The 21,137-nt window shown below is 63.3% G+C and carries 24 protein-coding genes; 9 read left to right on the forward strand and 15 right to left on the reverse strand.

What is annotated here, in order from left to right; genetic code table 11:
• Positions 1–322 precede the first annotated feature (322 nt).
• A complete protein-coding gene (gene recG, locus CD928_RS11305) occupies positions 323–2,389 on the forward strand; it encodes an ATP-dependent DNA helicase RecG (protein WP_095387145.1) in 2,067 nt (688 codons plus the stop codon).
• On the opposite strand, the gene CD928_RS11310 is transcribed toward recG, so the two are convergent.
• On the reverse strand, positions 2,386–2,727 hold the full coding sequence (locus CD928_RS11310) for a PilZ domain-containing protein (protein ID WP_095387408.1): 342 nt from the start codon (positions 2,725–2,727) through the stop codon (positions 2,386–2,388). The genes recG and CD928_RS11310 overlap by 4 nt on opposite strands.
• A 74-nt stretch (positions 2,728–2,801) precedes the next feature.
• A complete protein-coding gene (tyrS, locus tag CD928_RS11315; RefSeq protein ID WP_095387146.1) occupies positions 2,802–4,028 on the reverse strand; it encodes a tyrosine--tRNA ligase in 1,227 nt (408 codons plus the stop codon).
• Between the two features lie 102 nt (positions 4,029–4,130).
• Here tyrS and CD928_RS11320 point away from each other — a divergent pair, with 102 nt between their 5' ends.
• The 5 genes from CD928_RS11320 (at position 4,131) to CD928_RS11340 (ending at position 8,081) form a co-directional block, all read left to right on the forward strand.
• Positions 4,131–4,448, forward strand: a complete 318-nt coding sequence (locus CD928_RS11320) for a GIY-YIG nuclease family protein (RefSeq protein ID WP_095387147.1) — start codon at positions 4,131–4,133, stop codon at positions 4,446–4,448.
• Positions 4,449–5,018: a DOMON-like domain-containing protein gene (locus tag CD928_RS11325; protein ID WP_255247121.1), complete on the forward strand. Its 570-nt coding sequence runs from the start codon at positions 4,449–4,451 to the stop codon at positions 5,016–5,018.
• The gene (locus CD928_RS11330; RefSeq protein WP_095387149.1) at positions 5,015–6,226 is read left to right on the forward strand and encodes an exo-beta-N-acetylmuramidase NamZ domain-containing protein; all 1,212 of its coding nucleotides are present in this window, start codon (positions 5,015–5,017) and stop codon (positions 6,224–6,226) included. The genes CD928_RS11325 and CD928_RS11330 overlap by 4 nt, the downstream gene beginning before the upstream one ends.
• A gap of 130 nt (positions 6,227–6,356) precedes the next feature.
• Entirely contained in the window at positions 6,357–7,604 is a 1,248-nt protein-coding gene (locus CD928_RS11335) for a Xaa-Pro peptidase family protein (RefSeq protein WP_095387150.1), read from the forward strand.
• A gap of 69 nt (positions 7,605–7,673) precedes the next feature.
• Complete coding sequence (locus CD928_RS11340; protein ID WP_095387151.1) at positions 7,674–8,081, forward strand: endonuclease domain-containing protein; 408 nt, start codon at positions 7,674–7,676, stop codon at positions 8,079–8,081.
• On the opposite strand, the gene CD928_RS11345 is transcribed toward CD928_RS11340, so the two are convergent.
• From CD928_RS11345 to CD928_RS23030, 13 genes are all read right to left on the reverse strand, one after another.
• A complete protein-coding gene (locus tag CD928_RS11345; RefSeq protein ID WP_095387152.1) occupies positions 8,072–8,926 on the reverse strand; it encodes a DUF817 domain-containing protein in 855 nt (284 codons plus the stop codon). The two genes, CD928_RS11340 and CD928_RS11345, sit on opposite strands and share 10 nt — an antisense overlap.
• Positions 8,919–9,725 carry a lipid II flippase Amj family protein gene (locus tag CD928_RS11350; protein ID WP_095387153.1) on the reverse strand — a complete coding sequence of 269 codons (807 nt, stop codon included), beginning with the start codon at positions 9,723–9,725 and terminating at the stop codon, positions 8,919–8,921. Before CD928_RS11350 ends, CD928_RS11345 begins: the two co-directional genes overlap by 8 nt.
• A 116-nt stretch (positions 9,726–9,841) precedes the next feature.
• A complete protein-coding gene (locus tag CD928_RS11355; RefSeq protein ID WP_095387154.1) occupies positions 9,842–11,020 on the reverse strand; it encodes a VWA domain-containing protein in 1,179 nt (392 codons plus the stop codon).
• 700 nt (positions 11,021–11,720) lie between these two features.
• The gene (locus CD928_RS11360) at positions 11,721–13,259 is read right to left on the reverse strand and encodes a tape measure protein (RefSeq protein WP_141237140.1); all 1,539 of its coding nucleotides are present in this window, start codon (positions 13,257–13,259) and stop codon (positions 11,721–11,723) included.
• 131 nt (positions 13,260–13,390) lie between these two features.
• On the reverse strand, positions 13,391–13,678 hold the full coding sequence (locus CD928_RS11365; protein WP_095387156.1) for a phage tail assembly protein: 288 nt from the start codon (positions 13,676–13,678) through the stop codon (positions 13,391–13,393).
• Positions 13,675–13,938 carry a hypothetical protein gene (locus tag CD928_RS11370; protein WP_095387157.1) on the reverse strand — a complete coding sequence of 88 codons (264 nt, stop codon included), beginning with the start codon at positions 13,936–13,938 and terminating at the stop codon, positions 13,675–13,677. Before CD928_RS11370 ends, CD928_RS11365 begins: the two co-directional genes overlap by 4 nt.
• 11 nt (positions 13,939–13,949) lie before the next feature.
• Entirely contained in the window at positions 13,950–14,804 is an 855-nt protein-coding gene (locus tag CD928_RS11375; RefSeq protein ID WP_176473547.1) for a Mu-like prophage major head subunit gpT family protein, read from the reverse strand.
• 34 nt (positions 14,805–14,838) lie between these two features.
• Entirely contained in the window at positions 14,839–15,249 is a 411-nt protein-coding gene (locus CD928_RS11380) for a helix-turn-helix domain-containing protein (protein ID WP_095387159.1), read from the reverse strand.
• A gap of 217 nt (positions 15,250–15,466) precedes the next feature.
• A complete protein-coding gene (locus CD928_RS11385; RefSeq protein ID WP_095387160.1) occupies positions 15,467–15,913 on the reverse strand; it encodes a regulatory protein GemA in 447 nt (148 codons plus the stop codon).
• A complete protein-coding gene (locus CD928_RS11390) occupies positions 15,910–16,176 on the reverse strand; it encodes a hypothetical protein (RefSeq protein WP_095387161.1) in 267 nt (88 codons plus the stop codon). The genes CD928_RS11385 and CD928_RS11390 overlap by 4 nt, the downstream gene beginning before the upstream one ends.
• Before the next feature lie 12 nt (positions 16,177–16,188).
• Positions 16,189–16,983, reverse strand: a complete 795-nt coding sequence (locus tag CD928_RS11395) for an ATP-binding protein (RefSeq protein ID WP_095387162.1) — start codon at positions 16,981–16,983, stop codon at positions 16,189–16,191.
• Entirely contained in the window at positions 16,967–18,919 is a 1,953-nt protein-coding gene (locus tag CD928_RS11400; RefSeq protein WP_095387163.1) for a hypothetical protein, read from the reverse strand. Before CD928_RS11400 ends, CD928_RS11395 begins: the two co-directional genes overlap by 17 nt.
• Positions 18,916–19,134 carry a hypothetical protein gene (locus tag CD928_RS23030; protein WP_141237141.1) on the reverse strand — a complete coding sequence of 73 codons (219 nt, stop codon included), beginning with the start codon at positions 19,132–19,134 and terminating at the stop codon, positions 18,916–18,918. The genes CD928_RS11400 and CD928_RS23030 overlap by 4 nt, the downstream gene beginning before the upstream one ends.
• 52 nt (positions 19,135–19,186) lie before the next feature.
• On the opposite strand from CD928_RS23030, the gene CD928_RS11405 reads away from it, so the two are divergent.
• The 3 genes from CD928_RS11405 (at position 19,187) to dmeF (ending at position 21,131) form a co-directional block, all read left to right on the forward strand.
• Entirely contained in the window at positions 19,187–19,660 is a 474-nt protein-coding gene (locus CD928_RS11405; RefSeq protein ID WP_095387164.1) for a hypothetical protein, read from the forward strand.
• A 262-nt stretch (positions 19,661–19,922) separates the two neighbouring features.
• Positions 19,923–20,195 (forward strand): metal/formaldehyde-sensitive transcriptional repressor, encoded by a 273-nt coding sequence (locus CD928_RS11410; protein ID WP_095387165.1) that lies wholly within the window; start codon positions 19,923–19,925, stop codon positions 20,193–20,195.
• 9 nt (positions 20,196–20,204) lie between these two features.
• On the forward strand, positions 20,205–21,131 hold the full coding sequence (gene dmeF / locus CD928_RS11415; RefSeq protein ID WP_095387166.1) for a CDF family Co(II)/Ni(II) efflux transporter DmeF: 927 nt from the start codon (positions 20,205–20,207) through the stop codon (positions 21,129–21,131).
• The last annotated feature ends 6 nt before the right edge of the window (positions 21,132–21,137 follow it).

Consider the following 21,137-nt stretch of genomic DNA (forward strand, 5'->3'; position numbering starts at 1 on the left):
GATGGTTGTGGCAGCTCCCCACCCCATTCCTGCCGTTCCACCCGAAGTTCACGCATGAAAGCGGGCGGTCGCCGGTGTTCCGAATTTCGTCCGCGCCGCCGGGGAACGGGGCCCCCGCGTTCAGGCTCCCGATTTTTCGCTGTCCTACATGGGTGCGGCGCGATAGCGTCGCGCCATGATGCAGATGATCCGCCAGCCGATTGGACTCCGGACAGGCGGGTTCGATGCCTGCCGGGAGGACCAACAGAGGGGGGACGTAGCGTGACTTTCGTGACCTTTGGAATAAAATTGCGCGAGGGGCGGCAGGCCTGACCGAGTCGATATGCGTCCCGAAATCCTCAACCCGCTCTTCGCCGCGCTGACCGACCTCAAGGGCGTCGGGCCGCAGCTCGCCAAGCCGCTGGCGCGGCTGGGGCTCGAGCGCGTGATCGACGTGCTCTTCCACCTCCCGACAGGCCTCATCTCGCGCGTTCCCGTCGAGCGGCTCGATCAGGCGCAGGCGGGCCAGACGATCATCGTCGACGTGACTGCGCAGGACTATCGCCCCGGCCGCAGCCCCCGCGCGCCCTTCGGGGTCGAAGCGTTCGACCGCGCGGGCGACCATGTCCGGCTCGTCTATTTCGGGCGGACGTCGGGGCTGGCGCGCAAGCTGTTTCCGCTCGGGGAGGCGCGCCGCGTCTCCGGGCGGCTCGACCTCTATGGCGACATGCGCCAGATCGTGCATCCCGACCATGTCGCCGAGCCGGGCGACACGGGGGCCATCGCGGTCCACGAACCCGTCTATCCGCTGACCGAGGGCCTGACCAACGCGCGGCTGTCGCAGCTCGCCGCGGTGGCGCTCGAACGGCGGCCCGAGCTTGCTGAGTGGATCGACGCGCCGCTGCTCGCCTCCCGAAACTGGCCCGTGTGGCGCGAGGCGATGGAGCGCGCGCACGCCAGCCCGCGCGACGAGGCGGCGCGCGACCGGCTCGCCTATGACGAGATTTTCGCGAGCCAGGTCGCGCTGATGCTGATCCGGCAGGGGCTGCGCAACCGCAAGGGGAAGGGGATTGCCGGCGACGGACGGCTGACAAATGCGCTGAAGCTGCCTTTCGGCCTCACCGGTGCGCAGGAGCGCGTCGGGCGCGAGATCGCGGGCGACATGGCGCAGGACGTGCCGATGCTGCGGATGCTGCAGGGCGATGTCGGGTCGGGCAAGACGCTGGTCGCGCTCCGCGCGATGCTGACCGCCGTCGAGGCGGGAACGCAGGCGGCGTTGCTCGCCCCGACCGAGATCCTCGCGCGCCAGCATTTTGCGACCTTGCAGGCGATGCTCGCCGGGCTTCCGGTCAATCTCGCGATCCTGACCGGCCGCGACAAGGGGAAGGTCCGCGAATCGACGCTGATGGGCCTCGCCGACGGCAGCATCGACATTCTCGTCGGCACCCACGCGATCTTTCAGGAGGCGGTGCGGTATCGCGACCTGTCGCTCGTCGTCGTCGACGAGCAGCACCGCTTCGGCGTCGCGCAGCGGCTGATGTTGACCGACAAGGGCGCGCGGCCGCCGCATCTGCTGGTGATGACCGCGACCCCGATCCCGCGCACGCTGCTGCTCGCCAATCATGGCGAGATGGATGTGTCGCGGATCGACGAAATGCCGCCGGGGCGCACCCCGGTCGACACGCGCGTCGTCTCGGTCGACCGGCTCGACGAGGTGGTGGGCGGGCTCGAACGCCATCTCGCGAGCGGCGCGCAGGCCTATTGGGTCTGCCCGCTGGTCGCCGAGAGCGAGACGAGCGAGCTCGCGGCGGCCGAGGACCGTGCGGCGCTGCTCCGCGAACGTTTCGGCGCCGGCCGGGTCGGGCTCGTCCACGGCCGGATGAAAGGGCCCGACAAGGATGCCGTGATGGCGCGTTTTCAGGCGGGCGAGATCGGCGTCCTCGTCGCGACGACGGTGATCGAGGTCGGGGTCGACGTCCCCGCCGCGAGCCTGATGATCGTCGAACATGCCGAGAATTTCGGCCTCGCTCAGCTCCACCAGCTTCGCGGGCGGGTCGGGCGCGGGACGGCGAAATCGGTGTGCCTGCTCCTGCGCTCGCAGGCGTTGTCCGAAACCGCGCGCGAGCGGCTCGCGCTGATGCGCGAGACGAACGACGGTTTCGTGATCGCCGAAAGGGACCTCGAACTGCGCGGCGGCGGCGAACTGCTCGGGCTCAAGCAGTCGGGCGACGCCGATTACCGGCTCGCGACCCCCGAACAGCTCGTGCGGCTGCTGCCGGTCGCGCACGACGATGCGCGGCTGTTCGTCGAGCGCGACGGAGGGGTCGAGGGCGCGCGCGGCGAGGCGGTGCGCCTCTGCCTTTATCTGTTCGAGCGCGACGCCGCGGTGCCGCTGCTGCGAAGCGGTTAGTTGAGATCCCCTCTGGCGCCCATCGCGCGGATCATGGGGAGGTAATCCTCGACCGCGATCATCTTGTCGAACTGGACGCCGGTCTTGCCGCCCAGCGACCAGATGACTTTCGCCGCGGTGCGGCCGATGATCGGCATGCGGAAGACGACGAGGTCGCCGGGCTCCAGCCCGCGCTCGAAGCGCATCAGCAGGCCGTCGGCGCTGATGTTGACGCAGGTGCACATTTCCTGCCGTCCGTCGGGCATGACGAAGGGCAGGCGGCAATAGACGTCGCTACGCGGAGAAAGCCGCTGGTCGAGCCCGACATAGTGGGCCTTGTTGGTGTCGATCTTGCGCATCATCATACCCTTGCTGGTCTGGCGCGCAGGATCGACTCGATTCCGCTAAGAATCGGTAAATATCCGCGCTCGACTCATCGCGTCACGAGGCCGTGCTTTTTGGCACCCAGGCTGACCGGAACCGGCTCGTCGGCGGGCTGGATCAGGTGGTGCGGGTCGCGGATCACGACGCCGCCCGCCTTCACCGCGCCCTCGTCGAGCTTGCGCCGCGCTTCCTTGTTCGAGGCCGCGAAGCCGAGCTCGCGCAGCGCGTCGAGGATGCGCAGCCCTTCGGCGGGCGCCGCAACCTGGGGCAGATCGCCGCCGATATGGCCCTTTTCAAAGGTTTGCGTCGCGGTCTCGGCGGCGGTTCGCGCCGCTTCGGCGCCGCGGCACATCGCGGTCGCCGCATTCGCGAGGATCTTCTTCGCCTCGTTGATCTCGGCGCCCTCGAGCGCTTCGAGCCTTGCGATCTCGTCGATCGGCAGATCGGTGAACAGCTTCAGGAAGCGCCCGACGTCGCGGTCGTCGCAGTTGCGCCAATATTGCCAATAGTCAAAATGGGACAGTTGATCGGCATTTAACCAGACCGCGCCGGCGGCGGTCTTGCCCATCTTCGCGCCCGCGGCGGTGGTCAGCAGCGGTGTGGTCAGGCCATAGAGCTCGGCACCGTCCATCCGGCGGCCGAGCTCGACGCCGTTGACGATATTGCCCCACTGGTCCGATCCGCCCATCTGGAGCCGCACCCCCATGTCCTTCGACAAATGACGGAAATCATAGCCCTGCAGGATCATATAGTTGAATTCGAGAAAGGTCATCGGCTGCTCGCGATCGAGCCGCAGCTTCACCGAATCGAAGGTCAGCATGCGGTTGATCGTGAAATGCGTTCCGACCTCCTGCAACAGTTCGATATAGCCAAGCTGCCCCAGCCAGTCGTGGTTGTTGACCATCGCCGCGTCGGTCGGCCCGTCGCCAAAGGTCAGGAAAGGTTCGAAGATCGTGCGGATCGAGGCGATATTATCCTCGATCGCCTGATCCGACAGCATCTTGCGGCTTTCGTCGCGCCCGGTGGGGTCGCCGATCCGCGTCGTTCCGCCACCCATCAGCACGACGGGCTTGTGCCCCGTCTGTTGCAGGCGGCGCAGCATCATGATCTGGACGAGGCTGCCGACGTGCAGGCTGGGCGCGGTTGCGTCGAACCCGATATAGGCCGGGACGACCTGCTTCGCTGCGAGAGCATCGAGCCCTTCCGCATCGGTCATCTGGTGGATATAGCCTCGCTCGTCGAGCAGGCGCAGCAGGTCGGATTTGTAAGTCGTCATAGCGCGCGGGCGCTTAGCATGGGGGCATAGGGAAGGGAATAACCTCCAAACCCGTTCGCCCTGAGCTTGTCGAAGGGCCGTTCTTCCCTTTACACGATCCCGATGACCTTTTGGGCCTATATCTTGCATTGTCGGGGTGGAGCCTTTTACACCGGTCATACGGACAATCTTTCCCACCGCGTTGGCCAGCACGAAACAGGCGCAATTCCGGGCTTTACAGCAGATAAATTGCCCGTGACGCTCGTGTGGAGTCAGGAATTCCCGACGCGGATCGAGGCCTTGGAGGCGGAACGCCGAATCAAAGGATGGAGCCGTGCTAAGAAAATGGCATTGGTCCGGGGCGATTGGGACAGGATTTCGAGCTTGGCAAAAGGAAAGAACGGTCCTTCGACAAGCTCAGGACGAACGGAGGAGGACTAGGTGTCCAACCATCAGGAGAGCCGTCTGCTCTCCCTTATGTGCCATCCCGACACGCCGGCAAAGGCTGTCCGGTCGACAAGCGTCGAGGTGTCGCTGTCCTTCGACGACGGCTTCGTGCTCCGCTTCGTCGTCGAGGGCGAGATCGACCGCATCGTCCTGCCCGCGGGCGACGGGCAACTCGTGATCGCCGACGGCGCGACCGACGGGTTGTGGCAGGGCACATGCTTCGAGGCCTTCCTGACCGAGGACGGCACCCCCGATTATACCGAATTCAACTATGCGCCCGATGGCCGCTGGGCCTGTTACCAGTTCGACGATTACCGCTCGCTGCTCGGACCCGACGATCTGGCGCCGTGGGACATGGCCGCCGAACGCGAGCCGGCGCGCTATGCGCTGCGCGTCGAGCCCGGCATCTTTCCCGATCGCGGCAGCAAGCTCGCCCTCTCCGCGGTCATCGAGGAAACCGACGGCACCAAAAGCTATTGGGCGCTATGCCATCCGCCGGGGAAACCCGATTTCCATCATCCCGATTGCTTTAGGCTGACGCTTGGGGCACCCGACCCGGCATGACCACCCAATTCGGCATCGATCGCCTGCTCGCCGATCCCGCGCTCCGCAAGCCGCTGGAGGGGCGGCGCGTCGCGCTGCTCGCGCATCCCGCCTCGGTCACCGCGGACCTCACCCACAGCCTCGACGCGCTGGTCGCGGCGGGGATCAACGTCAGCGCGGTGTTCGGGCCGCAGCACGGGGTGCGCGGCGACCTGCAGGACAATATGATGGAGTCGCCCGACTTCACCGATCCGGTTTATAGAGTTCCCTGTTTTAGCCTATATGGCGAGGTTCGTCGGCCGAGTGGCCAGTCGATGCACAGCTTCGACGTGATGCTCGTCGACCTCCAGGATCTCGGCTGCCGCATCTACACCTTCATCACCACCTTGCTCTATGTGCTCGAGGCAGCGGCCGAGCACGGCAAGGCGGTGTGGGTGCTCGACCGGCCCAACCCCGCGGGGCGCCCGGTCGAAGGAACGCTGCTCCGCCCAGGCTGGGAGAGCTTCGTCGGCGCCGGGCCGATGGCGATGCGGCACGGGTTGACGATGGGCGAGATGGGGCGCTGGTTCATCCGCCACTTCGGGCTCGATGTCGATTACCGGGTGATCGAAATGGCAGGATGGGATCCCGACGCCGCGCCCGGTTGCGGCTGGCCGCCGGAGCGGGCGTGGATCAACCCCAGCCCCAACGCACCGAACGTCAATATGGCGCGCGCCTATGCCGGGACGGTGATGGTCGAGGGCGCGACCCTCAGCGAAGGCCGCGGCACGACGCGCCCGCTCGAACTGTTCGGCGCCCCTGATATCGACGCGCGCGCGGTGATCGCCGAAATGCAGCGGCTCGCGCCCGGCTGGCTCGGCGGATGCAAGCTGCGCGATATCTGGTTCCAGCCGACCTTCCACAAGCATGTCGGCGCGCTCAGCAGCGGCGTCCATATCCATGCCGACGGGCCGTGGTACGATCCCGCCGCCTTCCGGCCGTGGCGCGTGCAGGCGCTGGGGTTCAAGGCGATCCGCAGCCTCTATCCGGACTATTCGATCTGGCGCGGCACCGACTTCAAATATGAATATACCGAGGATGTGCTCGCGATCGACGTGATCAACGGCTCGCCGCTGCTGCGCGAGTGGGTCGACGATGCCGGCGCCGAGGCGGGCGACCTCGATGCGCTCGCGCTGCCCGACGAGGCGGCGTGGCGCGAGGAAGTGAACGGCGTGCGGCTTTATCGTTAGCCCATTAGATGGACATTAAAATCCGTTCGTGCTGAGCTTGTCGAAGCACCGTCCTTACTTGCTGCGTCAAAAGGAAGAACGGCCCTTCGACAAGCTCAGGGCGAACGGGGAACAGGGAGTAGTTGAGATCATGCACCGGCGGAATTTTCTGGGCGCGGCGGCGGTTGGCGGCCTCGCGGTGAGCCTGCCCGCGGCAAGCTGGGCGGCCGACGATTTCGCGGGCCTCGCGAACATGGCGAAGGACGCGCAGCCGATCGGCGCCGACGAGCATAAGGCGCGGCTGGCCAAGGCGACCGCGTTGCTGCGCGCCCATGACATGGACGCGCTGCTGATCGAACCCGGCGCGAGCCTCATCTATTTTACCGGCGTCCATTGGTGGCGCAGCGAGCGACTGACCGCCGCGGTGCTGACGCGCGAGGGCGAGGTGGCGATCGTCACCCCCTTCTTCGAAGAACCCTCGGTGCGCGAAAGCCTGGGCGTCGCCGCTGAGGTTCTGACGTGGAACGAGGACGAGAATCCGCTCGCGGCGGTCGCGGCGTGGCTCGGCAAGCGCGGGCTGACCAAGGGCCGCATCGGCGTCGAGGAGACGGTGCGCTATTTCGCGGTCGACGGGCTCGAAAAGGCGATGCCGGGCGTCACCGTGGTCAACGGCGCCCCGGTCGTGCGCGGGTGCCGCATGATCAAGTCGGCCGCCGAGATCGCGCTGATGCAGCTCGCCACCGATATTACCATGGCGGCCTATCGTTACACCGCGCCGCGCGTCGAGGCGGGGATGACCCCGGCCGACATCGGGGCGATCATGAACGGCGCGACCAAGGCGCTCGGCGGGTCGCCCGAATTCGCACTAGTTCTGCTCGGCGAGGCGAGCGCCTATCCGCACGGCAGCGGCCAGCCACAAATGGTGCGGCCGGGCGAGGTGGTGCTGATGGACTGCGGCTGCAACGTCCATGGCTATCAATCCGACGTCTCGCGAAGCTGGGTGCACGGCACCGCGACCGCGCGCGAGCGGCAGGTGTGGGAACAGATGCGCAAGGGCCAGCTCGTCGCCTTCGGGGCGGCGAAGCTCGGCACCCCGGCGGGCGCGGTCGACGATGCGGTACGCACCTATTATGAAGGCCTCGGCTACGGCCCCGGCTACAAACTCCCCGGCACCTCGCACCGCACCGGACACGGCATCGGGCTCGACGGGCACGAACCCGTCAACCTGGTGCGCGGCGAGACGACGCGGCTTGCCCCCGGCATGTGCTTCTCGAACGAGCCCGGCATCTACATCCCCGGCGAATTCGGCATCCGGCTGGAGGATTGCTTCCATATGACCGAAAGCGGGCCCGAATGGTTCAGCAAGCCGCCGGTGTCGTTCGACGATCCGATCGGATAGATTCCCCTCCCTTCAGGGAGGGGCCAGGGGTGGGTTGGCGAGCGAAGCTCGCCGTTCTAACCTGCGATCATGCGCCGTATTCCCGAGACCATGACCGGCCGCGCGCGGCGATTGCGCCGGGAAGCCACACCGGCCGAACGCAAGCTCTGGGGCCTTATCTCACGCTATCGTCCCAAGTTCACGCGCCAACTCGTTGTCGGTCCCTATATCGTTGACTTTGCCTGCCGCGAAGCGAAGCTCGCAATCGAACTCGATGGCAGTCAGCATCTCGATCAGCAGGATTATGATGAGACCCGAACCACCTTTCTGGAGTCGGGAGGCTGGCGTGTCGTCCGGATCTGGAACGTCGACGTGCTCACCAACCCCGAAGGCTCGGCCCAAATGATCCTGAAAGAAGCCGCCGAGTGCCTCGGCGGTACCCACCCCCAACCCCTCCCTTCCAGGGAGGGGAGAGCACGGCGTTCGCGTTACGAGTGACCCAGTCCCCGCGGCCGCTGCACCAGGCTCACCAGCACGAACGAGATGATCATCAGCAGATACCAGCTGCCGAGCTTTTCCACCCCGACCATGTGCCAGCCGCTCTGCTGGCTGGGGTAGGTCCAGGCGCGGGCGAAGGTACCGATATTCTCGGCGAACCAGATGAACAGCGCGACGAGCGCCCAGCCGACGAGCAGCGGCATGCGGCGGTGGATATGCAGCGGGCGGAACCACACCTGACAGCGCCAGAAAAGCAGCGCGGTCGCCGCGAACAGGATCCAGCGGATGTCGGGCAGCCAGTGATGCGCGAAGAAATTGACGTAGATCGCCGCGGCGAGCGCGTAGCTCGTCCAGGCGGGCGGGTAGCCCGTGTAGCGGAAATCGAAGATGCGCCACACGCGCGCGATATAGCTGCCGACCGCGGCGTACATGAAGCCCGAGAAGAGTGGCACCGCGCCGATATGGAGCAGGCTGCCTTCGGGATATTGCCACGATCCCGCCGCGGTCTTGAACAACTCCATCACCGTCCCGACGATGTGGAAGATCAGGATGACCACCGCCTCCCTCGGTGTTTCGAGCCGGAAGGCGAGCATGGAGAGCTGGATCAGAACCGCGCCGATGGTGATCGCGTCATAGCGGTGGACCGGCGCGCTGTCGGGCCAGAAGAGGTGCGTTCCGAGCAGCAGCGCCAGCATCAGCGCGCCGAACAGGCAGGCCCAGCCCTGCTTGAAGCCGAAGACGAAGAATTCGAGGAGCCACCCGCGCGGCCCCGGCTCGACCGCCATCGCCTCGAGCCGCGCGCGGACGCGATAGAAGCGCGAATGGGCGCGGCGCGGTTCAGACATGGACGGCAACGAGCGCGATCAGCGACGCGGCGGGGAGCAGCAGGGCTTGGGCAAGGACCGTGCCGGCGAGACGGCTCAGCGAGATGAAGGTGATGGCGCGGCGGAAATCGGCTTCGTCGACCTTTCCCTCGACGGCATCGTCGGTCATCACCGACAATTGCGGGTCGATGAAGGCGAAGAGCAGGATGGTCGCGAAACCGTTGATCAGCGCCGACAATTGCGACGCGGTGACGCGGAATTCGGGCGCGAGATAGCCCGCGTAGAGCGAGGCGACGACCCCGACCGCGAGCAAGGATTGCGCGAGGCAGTTGGCGATCAGCACCCCCCAGCCGATCCCCTGTGGCATGTGCCAGTCCTTGAGATGTGCGAGGCTCGGGAAGCGGAGCGACTGGCGCAGGGTGCGCAGCCCGGCGGGGCTCGCGGCCTTGAGCGCGAGCTTCGTGGTCGAGCGATTGTCCTGATACCAGCCGATCGCGGCCGCGAACATCCGCTGCCCGGTCGGGACGAGCAATATGCCGACCAGCGTCGCGACGCTCGCCGCGGCAAGGACGAACTGCATGTCGACGAACAGCGAGGCGCCGCTGCCGTCGTGGATCCGCGTCTCGATCCGCTTGGCGAGGAAGGGACCCAGAAAGCTGTTCGACGTGCGCGAGAAGAGCACGAGGATGTTGAACAGCGCAAAGGACATCGCGATCCGCCGCGTCCGCACCCCCGCGATCCGCGCCGCATAGGCGAGTGCGCCGATCAGATTGATGAAGCCGGTGAGGAGGAGGATGGTGACGAGGGGGAGGTCGATCATGGAGGCCTTATTTCTCGTCATTGCGAGCGAAGCGAAGCAATCCAGTGCGGTTTGCGCGAGCTCTGGATTGCCACGGGCCTTCGGCCCTCGCAATGACGATTAATCGAAGCTGTAGATCAATGCTTTCGCGTCAGCTCGCGCATCGCATCGTCGAGCCCCGCGAGCGTCAGCGGATACATGCGGTCGTTCATCAGCTGTTTGATCAGCTTCACCGACTGGGTGTAGCCCCAATGCGCCTCGGGCACCGGGTTCAGCCATACCGCGGCGGGATAGACGTGCGTCATCCGCTGGATCCACACCGCGCCGGCTTCCTCGTTGAAATGCTCGACGCTGCCGCCCGGATGGGTGATCTCATAGGCGCTCATCGACGCGTCGCCGACGAACACCAATTTGTAATCATGACCATATTTGTGGAGGATATCCCACATCTGATGGCGTTCGGACCAGCGGCGCTTGTTGTCCTTCCACACGCCTTCATAGGGACAGTTGTGGAAATAGAAGAATTCGAGGTTCTTGAACTCGCTCGTCGCGGCGCTGAAGAGTTCCTCGCAGAGCTTGATGAACGGGTCCATCGAGCCGCCGACGTCGAGGAAGAGCAGCAATTTCACCGCATTGCGCCGTTCGGGGCGCATCTTGATGTCGAGCCAGCCCTGCCGCGCGGTGCCGTCGATCGTGCCCGGAATGTCGAGCTCGTCGGCCGCGCCCTCGCGCGCGAATTTGCGCAGGCGGCGGAGCGCGATCTTGATGTTGCGGGTGCCGAGCTCCTTGCTGTTGTCGAGATTCTGGAACTCGCGCTTTTCCCAGACCTTCAGGGCCCGCTTGTGCTTGCTCTCGCCGCCGATCCGCACGCCTTCGGGATTATAGCCCGAATTGCCGAAGGGCGAGGTGCCGCCGGTGCCGATCCACTTATTGCCGCCCTGGTGGCGCTTCTGCTGTTCCTCGAGCCGCTGCTTCAGCGTTTCCATGATCTCGTCCCACGAGCCGAGCGACTTGATCGCCTCCATCTCCTCGGGAGTCAGATATTTCTCGGCGACCGCCTTCAGCCATTCTTCGGGAATGTCGACCGGGTTCTGGCCGTAATCGGTGAGCAGGCCTTTGAAGACCTTGTTGAACACCTGGTCGAAGCGGTCGAGCTGCCCCTCGTCTTTCACATAGATCGCGCGGCTGAGATAATAGAATTGCTCGGGACTGCGGTCGATCACCTCGCGGTCGAGCGCCTCGAGCAGCATCAGATGCTCCTTGAGGCTAGCGGGAATGCCCGCGGCCCGCAATTCGTCGAGAAAGCCGAAAAACATGGATGTCGGCGTAACCCGTCGCGACGGTCGACGCAACCGCTTTACGTAAACGGAAAGTGGGGTCGGGCGATAGATAGGAACATACACTTTGGCCGTGGGCCGGGATTAAGTGGGCTTCGCCGGGATTACGCGGGACGCAAATCTAGAATTCGGCGCGCGCGTTCATGCGGAGTGCAATCGGTGCACTCCGCATTTTGTCTCTCGCGAGACATGCGAAAACCGGTTGATAGTTGAAATTACGGCGGGGCCCCACTGATCGAGCCAGGGGCATACGTCCGAAACGCGCGCCGCGAGGGTGACGACGGGCCAGATGCAAAGCCTCTGGCAGAACGTCCGAAACGATCGCCGTCGCCCGATCAATAACGCATTGCAGGACTCGAGGCAATAAAGCGCGGACCGGTGGCGATTGGAGTAAAACCACCGGCCCGCGCAGACAGCGATCCGCGCCCTTTCCCAAGGCGGATCGCTGACATGCTGACAGGCTGACCACCCTGGCAGCAATTTGATATCCTCGTTCGCAAATTGCTGGCGTGATGCGGGCGGCGCCGAAGAAGGAGAAACCGCCGCCCGCATCTGCGGGGCGTTGGCCAGGTGCGAACCAACGTCCCTGCAAAGATGGCCTCAGCTTGCGCACAAGCTGCTTTCCCAACGGCCATCTCACCATTCGGCTTAGGGGAACGTGAAACCCCATCCGAACCTCTTATCCGCCCCTGACCATAGCGCCGCCGCGATAGACCAGGGCGAGGTCAAGATTTTGCGATTGCATGCTGCGCGACTGGACCTTTGTCCCGCGATCGGAGTGGACTTCGAGCACGATCTTTCCCGATGGCGGTTTCGTCGCCGGGGCTTGCGGAGACGGCGAACGGAAGAATGCCGGATTGATGGGCTTGCCCCGTAGGCTCATTGGAGCCGCGCGGGGGATCGGCTTCGATTGGAGCGCACCGCGCCACCGCTCGCGATCCGCTGCATTCATGGGAGCCTGGCGCCGTTGAACCGATGAAGACTTCTTTCCGAAAAGATCGCCCCAGCCAGGACCGCCGATGCCCCAGCGATCAACCCAGGCGTCTGTGCTGGCCCAGGCACTATCGATCTTCTTGACCCAGCCATAGACGGTCGAAAAACTCCGCGCCAAATCGCCAACCGCCTTGGCGATGGTCGTCAGGTCTTCCTTGAAGCGATTAAAATCCTCTTCGGTGATGCTGCCGATCCATTTGACGACCTTCTCGAGCTCGATCGACACGCGCTTTGCCCATGTGTCAATCGAGCCATCGTCGAGCTTCTTGTTGAGCCAGTTCAGAAGGCCTTGGAGTTTCGATTTCACGCTGTCGAAAACGCCTGCTTGACCGACCTTCAACATGAACGCGGTCCATTGATCCTTGAGATTGTTGAAGATGCCGAACAGCGTGCCCGCCTGGCGATTCATCCCGCCGCCGAAGCGATCATTCCAGATGCCGCTAATCGCCTCCCTCATCGCGGTTGAGGTTTTCGCGACCTCTTTTCGGATTTCCTTGTTGTTTTTGACGTATGAAAACGTCACGCGCTCGCCCGCGACGCGGGCAGTGATGCCGAAAGCCTTGAGGCGTTCGAATTCGCCCGTTCCTGCGTCGGCAAGCGCCTCGACGGCTTCAATGAGCTGTTTCGACATTCCTGCTGCGGCGTCACCGGCCGCGCGAAGCGAGCCGTCCATCGGATCGATGCCGTAGGCTTTGAGCTGGACGAAAGCTTCCATCACCTGGTCAAGTTCATAGGGCGTCCGCTTCGCGAAATCCTGCACCCATGCCATCGCCTTTTTGGCTTTTTCTGCTGACCCCTCGGTGCCTTCGAGCATGATCTGGAACTGCTCGAACTTTCCGGTGGTTGCGATGATGCCGCCGAGAAAGGCGGTGCCGCCGATAGCCGCCGTTGCGGCGGCAAGCTGACCGACGCGCAACGCAAGCGCCCCTGCTTTTTTGATTGTCCAACCAATGGCGCGACCGGCACCATAGGCGCCTCTTTCGAGGGCCTTCATGCCCATCGGTCCCGCGAGCTGTCGAACGCCGACGAGAAGGCCGACACCTAGACGATTGTGTAGGCCGCTTGCGGATCGAGACATGCGATCCAACGACCGCGAGGTCGTTCCGGCCTCGATTCCCAGCCGACGGGCCCGAATGGCCATAACGCGCGTCTCGGCCGATGCGCGCTTAGCCGGAGCGGATAGCCGGTCGACCATTTGCAGGATCATGGAGAATTTCAGCGCCACTTATCTCTCCATTGCGTTTTCGATGCCCGCGCTTGCGGTCCAGTTGGCCTGGTCGATCCACATTTCAATATCGGGCCATTCGAGGTCGAACAGCTCGCCAGGCGACCAGCCGAAGCGAGCGGCGAGAACGCCTAAGCCGTCTCGCCAGTCTTTTGGCCACTCGGCAAGATGGCCATGACAAGCTCCCCCAGCGCTTCGATGTCCTCCGCGTCGAGCTCGTCGGCAAAGCCGGGGAAGATCGGACCGCCATCGGGATGCTGGCAAAGGCGATCGATCAGCATCAAGGTGCCATCGAAATCGTTCTTCGCCTCGGCGATCGCGCGCAGGTCCTTGCCCTTGGCGCGGCGAATATGCACCTCGGCGACCATCGGCTTGCCGTCGCGGGTTTCGATCGGGTGCTTGAGCAGATAGTGGTTCATGCCGGATAGTCCCCGAAAATCTTGCGCGCACCGCGCTTGATGCCGTCTTCGAGCTTGAGCCCTTCAAGCACTTCGCGCGTTACTGGATTGCCGTCGTCGTCACGCAGGATGGAAACGCAGGCGCGCAAAAGGTTCGGATCATTGTCCGGATCGTTCTCATCACGAGCATCGAACTCGAGCTGCCCGAGTTCGACATTCTGGAAATTATTGCCGTCGCGTCGCGTCATCCGGATGGGTCGCGAAAGAATGAAAGTCTTCATGGCGGGTTCCTTTACAGCCACTGCGAAACGAGAAGTTCGGCGCTTTCAGCCCACGGATTGCTTTCGCCGCCGGTGATGAGCTGGGTTTTGAGAATACGACGCCCGTCGCCTTCCAACTCGGTCGGCACAACAAGGTGCGTCGGTTTGATTCCCAGCTTGCGATTGTTCTCCCCGCGCAAGCTGGTCATCGCAGCACGGGCCGCTTCATAGTTCGCGACGGTAAGATCGGCCTTGCTGGCAAATGCCAATTGCCACAGACCGAAGCCCGCGTTCATGCGCCCGCGTAAACCGTAGAGATAATTGTCCTTCATGAAGACGTTCTCATCGTTCTCGCCGTCGAGGCGCTGCAACTGGAAGGGGATGCGCTGCTGAAAGATGAATGGCCGGATGTTCCGGCTCAGGTCGAGAAGATACCATGCCGGGCCAGCGCCAGCCTGCACATTCGAGAAGCTGGTCGGATCATTCGGATCGCCTACCGGATGATCGGTGTCGAAGAAAAACTGGCCATCATAGCAGTTGGTATCGAAACCCGACGCCATCAGTTCCGCGAGCAATTCGTCTGGAAACTCGGCACCCTTGCGCCCCAGCTCCTCCAGCATGGGTGAATAGGAACCATAGTTATCGTCTTCGATATCGGTTCGCTTGACGCGGATCGTTGATTCGAACTTGCGATTTTCGAGTATGAAGCCATCCTTGGCGAGCCCATGAACATAGCGTTCGGCAACCCATTCCCGAATATTGGGAAGCTCCCTCAGCCAGACATATGCTTCGGCTGCGTTGCTGGAGACGGTTTTCATCGCGATCTTGTCGTAGATCGTTTGCGCACCTTCCCAGCCGCGATTGAACGCGCCTTGGAAGCCGGTCATGAGCGTTCTCATAGTGTTTGCGTCGATGCGCATTTCAGAACCTTTCATTGTTGAAGGAATCGCCCGCGCGGCGCGCGGGAGGAAGGAAGCCGTCTCCCCGAAGATCGGCACGAATATTGGAAACCTGGCGCGCGGTGATTTCGCTTGCCTCGGCGATGGCGTTGATGGTCATGCCGGCCCAGGACAGGATCAGGACGAGGATACGTCGTGCGTTGATCCGAACCTTCTGAATCGGGACGTTGTAGGCAGAGCCCCCGATCTCGCTGCAAAGCCGCGATGCGACTTCGAGCCCAAGGCATTTGCAGAGATGATGATTGAGCGGGACGCTCTCGGGGATATAGACATTCTGTCCCGCGTAGGATCGCTGGAACAGTTCGGCGTCGCCATGCACGTAGGCGACCCAAGCCAGAATATCGTCATCGTCGGGAGGAAGTGCGTCAGCCATGCCCGACTGATGCGAACTTTTTCACCCGCGCGTCAGATGAAGTATTTCATACGAAAATGGCTCTCGGAGCCAAGTCGAAGAGTGATGCCGGGATAGCGGGGCCAAGTTGGCCGGACTATATTTATGGGCCATCGTCGCGGGTGGCGAACTGATTTGCCTCTAGGAGCGATTTAAGAGGGGCTAAGAGGCCACTCGCTCCACGAAGACGGGGAAAGCCCTATCCGGCGTCCTGAGGGGCTTCTGTGGCCCGCTTTTCGTTATGCCGGTTCCAGCCTGTCAGCGCGGTTATCAGAATATGGGCGCCGCGACGATCGACGAAGCGAAGATCGCTGGCGCCGGTCTTGTTGTTGACGAAGGTTCGCAACCCTTTGGCGGTGCCGCCGCCGCACGTGCACAATGTCCACAGCTCGCGAATCTTGGCAATCTGACCGGCGCTCGCCATGTCGCCGCGATCGGAGCGATTGAAGGCCTCTAACCGCTTGTCGGACACGAAGCCGAGCGTGGCGAAATGGTCCATCAACCGGGCGAAGCCCGCATCGTCGAGGTTCTTGATGCTATCGACGCCGGCCTCGCGCTGAAGCACCGGGCGCCAATCCGCGTCATCGGCGAGGCCGGTGCTATGGCGGGCCAGGCCGATCAGCCTGTAGCGGGCGGTCCAGTTCATGCCGCCTTCGCCATTCTCTCTATCGAGTCACGAAACATGAACTCGGACAGATCACACATTTTGCTGGCGAGCCGTTCGATATCTTCGCCGAGCTTCTTGACGACGAGTTCGACACGCTGTTCCCTGTCGTCCTGTCCGATGGGCAAAAACAACTGGTCGGCCATGATCGAATTCAGGTGATACATATCGCTGAAGAGGTCTGTGACCTCTTCGATCGTCTTTTGAAGCTGGGGGAATTCAGCCCCGTCTGCGATGCTGGTCATTTGCCTATACTCCTATCGTGGGTTGAGAACGTCGTTGACGAGTTGCGCGGTGACCGGCGCGCCCTGGGCAAGCCGGTTGCAATTCGCGATGATGCGCCCGATCTGGCGCAGGCTGCGGGGCCGCCGCATCCTGGCGAAATATTCGATGATGACGCCCACGGCCGCGCGATCGGCGACGCCGCGCGTTGCCGCGACCTTGCGGATATCGTCGTCGGACAGATTGGCGTAGGCGAGCTCTTCGGAGTGCAAGAGCCGGTCGCGAACGGCTTCCGACAGGACACTTTCCCCGTCCCGGCCGGGAGCGAGCGCGAACTCGTTATTGCCGATGAATATCAGCCCGATCGGAAAGGGCATGATCGTGCGATCAGCGTCGTTCCAGAAGCGGAGCGTTTCGATCGCGGCCCGTGATAGATACTGCGCCTCGTCGAAGACGAACGTCAGTAGCTGATGCTCCATCTCTTCGGCGAAATAGCAGGAGTGCAAAAGGCTGCGGAAATTTGAGGTCAAGTATGCAATCTGCGTTCGCTGGTTCGAATAATGGTGCAGGCCCCGGCTATCGCAGAATGCGGCGGTTAGAAGCTGCAAGAGAGACACAGGCGAAGCGCCGATGCCGCGAGGGCTGGGCAGTGCCTTGACGACGAGGCATTGTCCGTCGAACCGGCGTTCGAATTCGTCGATCGCCGTGGTCTTGCCGATGCCGGGAGGGCCGGACAGGACGGATATGCCGCGCTGTTCGTGCGTTTCGGCCATCATGAGCTGCATCATGCGGAAAACCGACGTGTCGGCGATCTCAGGCGCGGTTTGCACGATATTTCTCCATTTGCCGTAGCTTCGCGTTCTGACGCCGGACGTTCTCTTCCTCGGCCGACAAGGCGCGAGGCGCGGGGCCGATGCGATCGCCTTCGAATTTTGGTGCGTCTTGCGCCGTCAGAAACTCTATTACTGGATTCGGCGTTGTGGCCCTGGGGAGCCGCGTCACTCGCTCGCGCATCGCGGCGGCGAGGTCGGGCACGATCGCGTCCTTCCGCAACGCTTTGACACCACGAACTTGCGCGCACTGGACACGTGACGACGCCTCAGCGCCGCCGATCTCCTGCGGATGCCAGAACTCATCGTGCTGCATCGCGGCCCAGCCGAGACCCGGAAGATTGACGAGGGGCGCCGCGCCACGCCGGTAGGGGCGTGCAATCTCGACCTTCCGCCGCAACGGCAATTCTGGATGGCGCCATTTGACGCCTCCCACCGAGACGAAGCCATTTTGAACTGTTCGCGCTTCCCGCTGGTGAAAGGCGAGGTCAAGCGCAAAGGGATCGGCGGTGATCGGACGCCAACCGCTGTCGACGTGATCGGCAAAGCATTGGGCGGGGCTCGTTCCCTTGAAAGGACCGCTCTTGATCGTCATGCCATGCCAGTCGGCGATACGAAGCTCGGCCTCCGCGACGAATTCTTCGAACGAGCCGGGATAGCGCGCGGGTGGTTTGCCCACCGTCTGGGTCTTTTTCACCATGCGGTTGCTGCCAGCATAGCCGAGCATCTGGGAAAATACCTGACGATCAAGGATGGCGAACTTGCTCTCGATCTGCTTGGACGCGCCGGAATAGGCCTTTGCGTTGATGATCGGTTTCACGCCGTCCAGCGCGATTTCGGCCATACATTCACGCAGCCGGTCGAAGGCAAAGAACTCGGAGCCATTGTCCCGGTAGAGTTGACGAGGAAAGCCCCATTCGGGGTGCATCACCATATCGATGAAGGCGCCGATCACGTGCTCTTGCGTGATGCCCTCGCCCTTTCGCTTCATGACGAAATGGTAGAAAATGCGATGCGTGGCGTTGTCTTGAAAGCCGATCATGGTCGGCCAGACTTCGGAGCCGTCCGGCCTCGACATGACGATGTCGAGCGGCTTCACGTCCATGACGACCTGATCCATCGGCATCAGCAAGCGATTGTTGCGAGTGATGCGGTGCTTCCAGTCGTCGGCGCGTTTACGGTCGTTGGCGTAGATATCGACAATGCGATGGTGGCTTCGTTCGACGATGCGGCGTTTCGACAGATGGAAAGCGGCCTTGGGTAGCGCTATGTCGCGCTTCCGGCATTCCAGCTGCATCAGGGTGTGCGCCTCTAACTGGATGCGCCCCCATCCGGCACGCTGCGCCTCGCTTTGCCATAGGCCATTGATCAGCCGCGTCACCCATTCGCCCATGTCAGCAAGCGCCGCGTCGTCCAGTCCGGCCGCACGCCATGCGCGATCGAAAGGCCGGGAAACGAACACACGCTGTTCGCCGGAATTGCTCGGGCGTTTGTAGGCTAAAGCGTTCGCATCCCAACCGTGCTTTTCCGCGTTGGCTAACCAAGTGCGAAGGGTGCGGATCGGCTTGCCGAACTGGCGAGATGCGCGCTCCAATTCAGCGGCGCGCTCTGCCGATCCGCGCGGATATTTCGCCGCTTCGCTGATGATCATCAAACGCCGCTCGATCCGAGCGGCCTGATTGCTCGCGGCGGCGGGCGCCGGGGTAAATGAGATAGGAATGAGAGCCGTCTCATCGGCCTCTGACGGATCGCCTAGATAGACCTGATAGGTCGATCCGGATGCACCGCCGCGCCCATGCGCGGTGCGGACGGTGAAAAGCTCGCCCCGCCAAGGTTTCCCCTTGGCCATGGCCTTGAGGGCGTCGGTCGCGGCCCGACGAGTGATATTCATGACGGCCGCGAACTCGCCAGCTCCAAGCCATCCGCTGGCGATCATGCGGCGTTTCCGTCGGCGGCGGTGACGATCTTTGCGCGCAGTACCTGCGCATTCGTCCCGTTGGTCATCCCGCGCAGGACTCGATGCGCATGGGCATGATCGACGGCATTGGCGCGGCACCAAGCCGCAAGCGATGTACCCTTTGCGGTGAAGGCTCCCCGAACCCGCAAAAGTAGGCTAGGGCTTCCGCCGTTGTTGGAGTTTTCGAGCTGCATATCTAATCCAGTCATGCGATGTGACATGTCACATCTAACGGGCAATAGTGACATGTCAACAGAGTTTGCGAACGAGCAGGTCGATAATCTAAGAGCACTGCTCGGCGCTGAGACCGATCAGGACTTTGCCCAAATGCTGGGGGTAGAGCGCAGCACGATCGCTCAATGGCGGCGCCGCAAAGGCGTGCCGGACCGATGGGCGCGCGCGATAATGTCGCGTTCGCTTCAAGGTCATGTAGATGCGCAGCGCTTTCGGGTCTTCGGCGCGGGCGATGGATATTTTCTCGCGATGGCGGCACTCGCAGTCTTGCCGAAAGACGCCATCGACTTCGACGGCGCTGGACTAACTGACGCTTCGCTAGGGGATGTACGAATGCAAAGGCTGCTTCACGCGGTGAGCCATGTCAGCGAGGTCGCAAATGGCGAGGCGATCGACAGCTTCGCCAAGTATGAAAACTTAGTCGCCCGCTTGGCACTGCCAGAGCATCGAGCGCGCTTAGAGGATCGGCTGCGGCGCGATTGGTAGTTCGCTTCCTCAATGTGGCCGTAGCTTCCTCAATCGGGCTGGCGCCGCATCGACAAGCCCAGAAATGCGTCATTTTGATTGAGGAAGCGCTGGAACATACACTTTGGCCGTGAGCGGGCGCTAATGGCGCAGATTTGCGCCCTTTTTGCGCCATTGGGGAACCATTGCGGCAACTATGGCCACGGCCAAATCGTAAAATCATTTCCAGCGACGCGGAACGACCGGTTGCGCGGGATGAAAATATACTATAGGGGGGTATGGTATGAGTCATCTCGCCACCCGCCCCGAACTTCTCGCCCGCGTCCGCCGCATCGCCGGCCAGGTCGCCGCGGTCGAGAAGGCGCTCGCCGCGAACGAGCCCTGCGCCACCGTCCTGCACCGCGTCGCCGCGGTGCGCGGGGCGGTGAACGGGCTGCTCGACGAGGTGATCGCCGAGCACCTGACCGAGCATGTCGCGCTGCCCGGGCTCAGCGACGCCGAACGCGCCGCGGGCGCCGACGAACTGCTGGCGGTGATCCGCCGCTACGCGAAATAGGGCGAGGCGATGTCCGACGGCGATTCTCCGGCCACCCGGCATATTCACGACTTTCTCGGCGCTTCGCACGACGAAAATGCAAAGCGGACCTTGTGGGTCGTCGCACTGACCGCGGTGATGATGGTCGGCGAGATCGCGGCGGGGTACTGGACCGGATCGATGGCGCTGCTCGCCGACGGTTTTCATATGGCGACCCACGCGGGGGCGTTAGGGCTGGCGGCGCTCGCCTATCGCTATGCGAAGAACCATCGGCACGATCCGCGCTTCAGCTTCGGCACCGGCAAGGTCGGCGACCTGACGGGTTTCGCCTCGGCGCTGATCCTCGGCATCTTCTCGATCGGGATCGCGGTCGAATCGGTGCTGCGGCTGATCGACCCGGTGCGCGTCGATTTCGGCAGTGCGACGCTCGTCGCGGTGCTGGGGCTGGTGGTCAATATCGTCAGCGCGTTGCTGCTGATGGGCGGGCATCATCACGGGCACCATCACGACCACGATCATGATCACGGTCCCGAAGGCCATCACCATCATGGGCACGACAACAACCTTCGCTCGGCCTATTTCCATGTCCTCGCCGATGCGCTGACCTCGCTCCTCGCGATCGCGGCGCTGCTCGCGGGGCGCTATCTCGGGCTGCGCTGGATGGATCCGGCGATGGGCATCGTCGGCGCGATCGTCATCGCGCGCTGGTCGTGGAGCCTGATGCGCGACACCGCGGCGATCCTGCTCGACGAAACCGATGCGGAGCTCGCCGCGGCGCTGCGCGAGCGGATCGACGCGATGGCGGGGCTGCGCCTCGCCGACCTGCACGTCTGGCGCGTCGGGCCGCAGGCGCGCGCCGCGATCGTCGAGGTCGAGGGCCGGGTCACCGAGACCGAACTCCGCGGGCGCCTCGCCGATCTCGATTCCATCGCGCACCTGACGATCGCCATTCGCTGATCCGAA

This window comes from Sphingopyxis sp. GW247-27LB, from assembly GCF_002277025.1.
Lineage (GTDB): Bacteria > Pseudomonadota > Alphaproteobacteria > Sphingomonadales > Sphingomonadaceae > Sphingopyxis.

Coding starts and splice junctions, on each gene's coding strand:
- recG (WP_095387145.1), top strand. CDS start 323: ATGCGTCCCGAAATCCTCAACCCGCTCTTCGCCGCGCTGACCGACCTC.
- CD928_RS11310 (WP_095387408.1), bottom strand. CDS start 2,727: ATGCGCAAGATCGACACCAACAAGGCCCACTATGTCGGGCTCGACCAG.
- tyrS (WP_095387146.1), bottom strand. CDS start 4,028: ATGACGACTTACAAATCCGACCTGCTGCGCCTGCTCGACGAGCGAGGC.
- CD928_RS11320 (WP_095387147.1), top strand. CDS start 4,131: ATGACCTTTTGGGCCTATATCTTGCATTGTCGGGGTGGAGCCTTTTAC.
- CD928_RS11330 (WP_095387149.1), top strand. CDS start 5,015: ATGACCACCCAATTCGGCATCGATCGCCTGCTCGCCGATCCCGCGCTC.
- CD928_RS11335 (WP_095387150.1), top strand. CDS start 6,357: ATGCACCGGCGGAATTTTCTGGGCGCGGCGGCGGTTGGCGGCCTCGCG.
- CD928_RS11340 (WP_095387151.1), top strand. CDS start 7,674: ATGCGCCGTATTCCCGAGACCATGACCGGCCGCGCGCGGCGATTGCGC.
- CD928_RS11345 (WP_095387152.1), bottom strand. CDS start 8,926: ATGTCTGAACCGCGCCGCGCCCATTCGCGCTTCTATCGCGTCCGCGCG.
- CD928_RS11350 (WP_095387153.1), bottom strand. CDS start 9,725: ATGATCGACCTCCCCCTCGTCACCATCCTCCTCCTCACCGGCTTCATC.
- CD928_RS11355 (WP_095387154.1), bottom strand. CDS start 11,020: ATGTTTTTCGGCTTTCTCGACGAATTGCGGGCCGCGGGCATTCCCGCT.
- CD928_RS11365 (WP_095387156.1), bottom strand. CDS start 13,678: ATGAACCACTATCTGCTCAAGCACCCGATCGAAACCCGCGACGGCAAG.
- CD928_RS11370 (WP_095387157.1), bottom strand. CDS start 13,938: ATGAAGACTTTCATTCTTTCGCGACCCATCCGGATGACGCGACGCGAC.
- CD928_RS11375 (WP_176473547.1), bottom strand. CDS start 14,804: ATGACCGGCTTCCAAGGCGCGTTCAATCGCGGCTGGGAAGGTGCGCAA.
- CD928_RS11380 (WP_095387159.1), bottom strand. CDS start 15,249: ATGGCTGACGCACTTCCTCCCGACGATGACGATATTCTGGCTTGGGTC.
- CD928_RS11385 (WP_095387160.1), bottom strand. CDS start 15,913: ATGAACTGGACCGCCCGCTACAGGCTGATCGGCCTGGCCCGCCATAGC.
- CD928_RS11390 (WP_095387161.1), bottom strand. CDS start 16,176: ATGACCAGCATCGCAGACGGGGCTGAATTCCCCCAGCTTCAAAAGACG.
- CD928_RS11400 (WP_095387163.1), bottom strand. CDS start 18,919: ATGATCGCCAGCGGATGGCTTGGAGCTGGCGAGTTCGCGGCCGTCATG.
- CD928_RS23030 (WP_141237141.1), bottom strand. CDS start 19,134: ATGCAGCTCGAAAACTCCAACAACGGCGGAAGCCCTAGCCTACTTTTG.
- CD928_RS11405 (WP_095387164.1), top strand. CDS start 19,187: ATGTCAACAGAGTTTGCGAACGAGCAGGTCGATAATCTAAGAGCACTG.
- CD928_RS11410 (WP_095387165.1), top strand. CDS start 19,923: ATGAGTCATCTCGCCACCCGCCCCGAACTTCTCGCCCGCGTCCGCCGC.
- dmeF (WP_095387166.1), top strand. CDS start 20,205: ATGTCCGACGGCGATTCTCCGGCCACCCGGCATATTCACGACTTTCTC.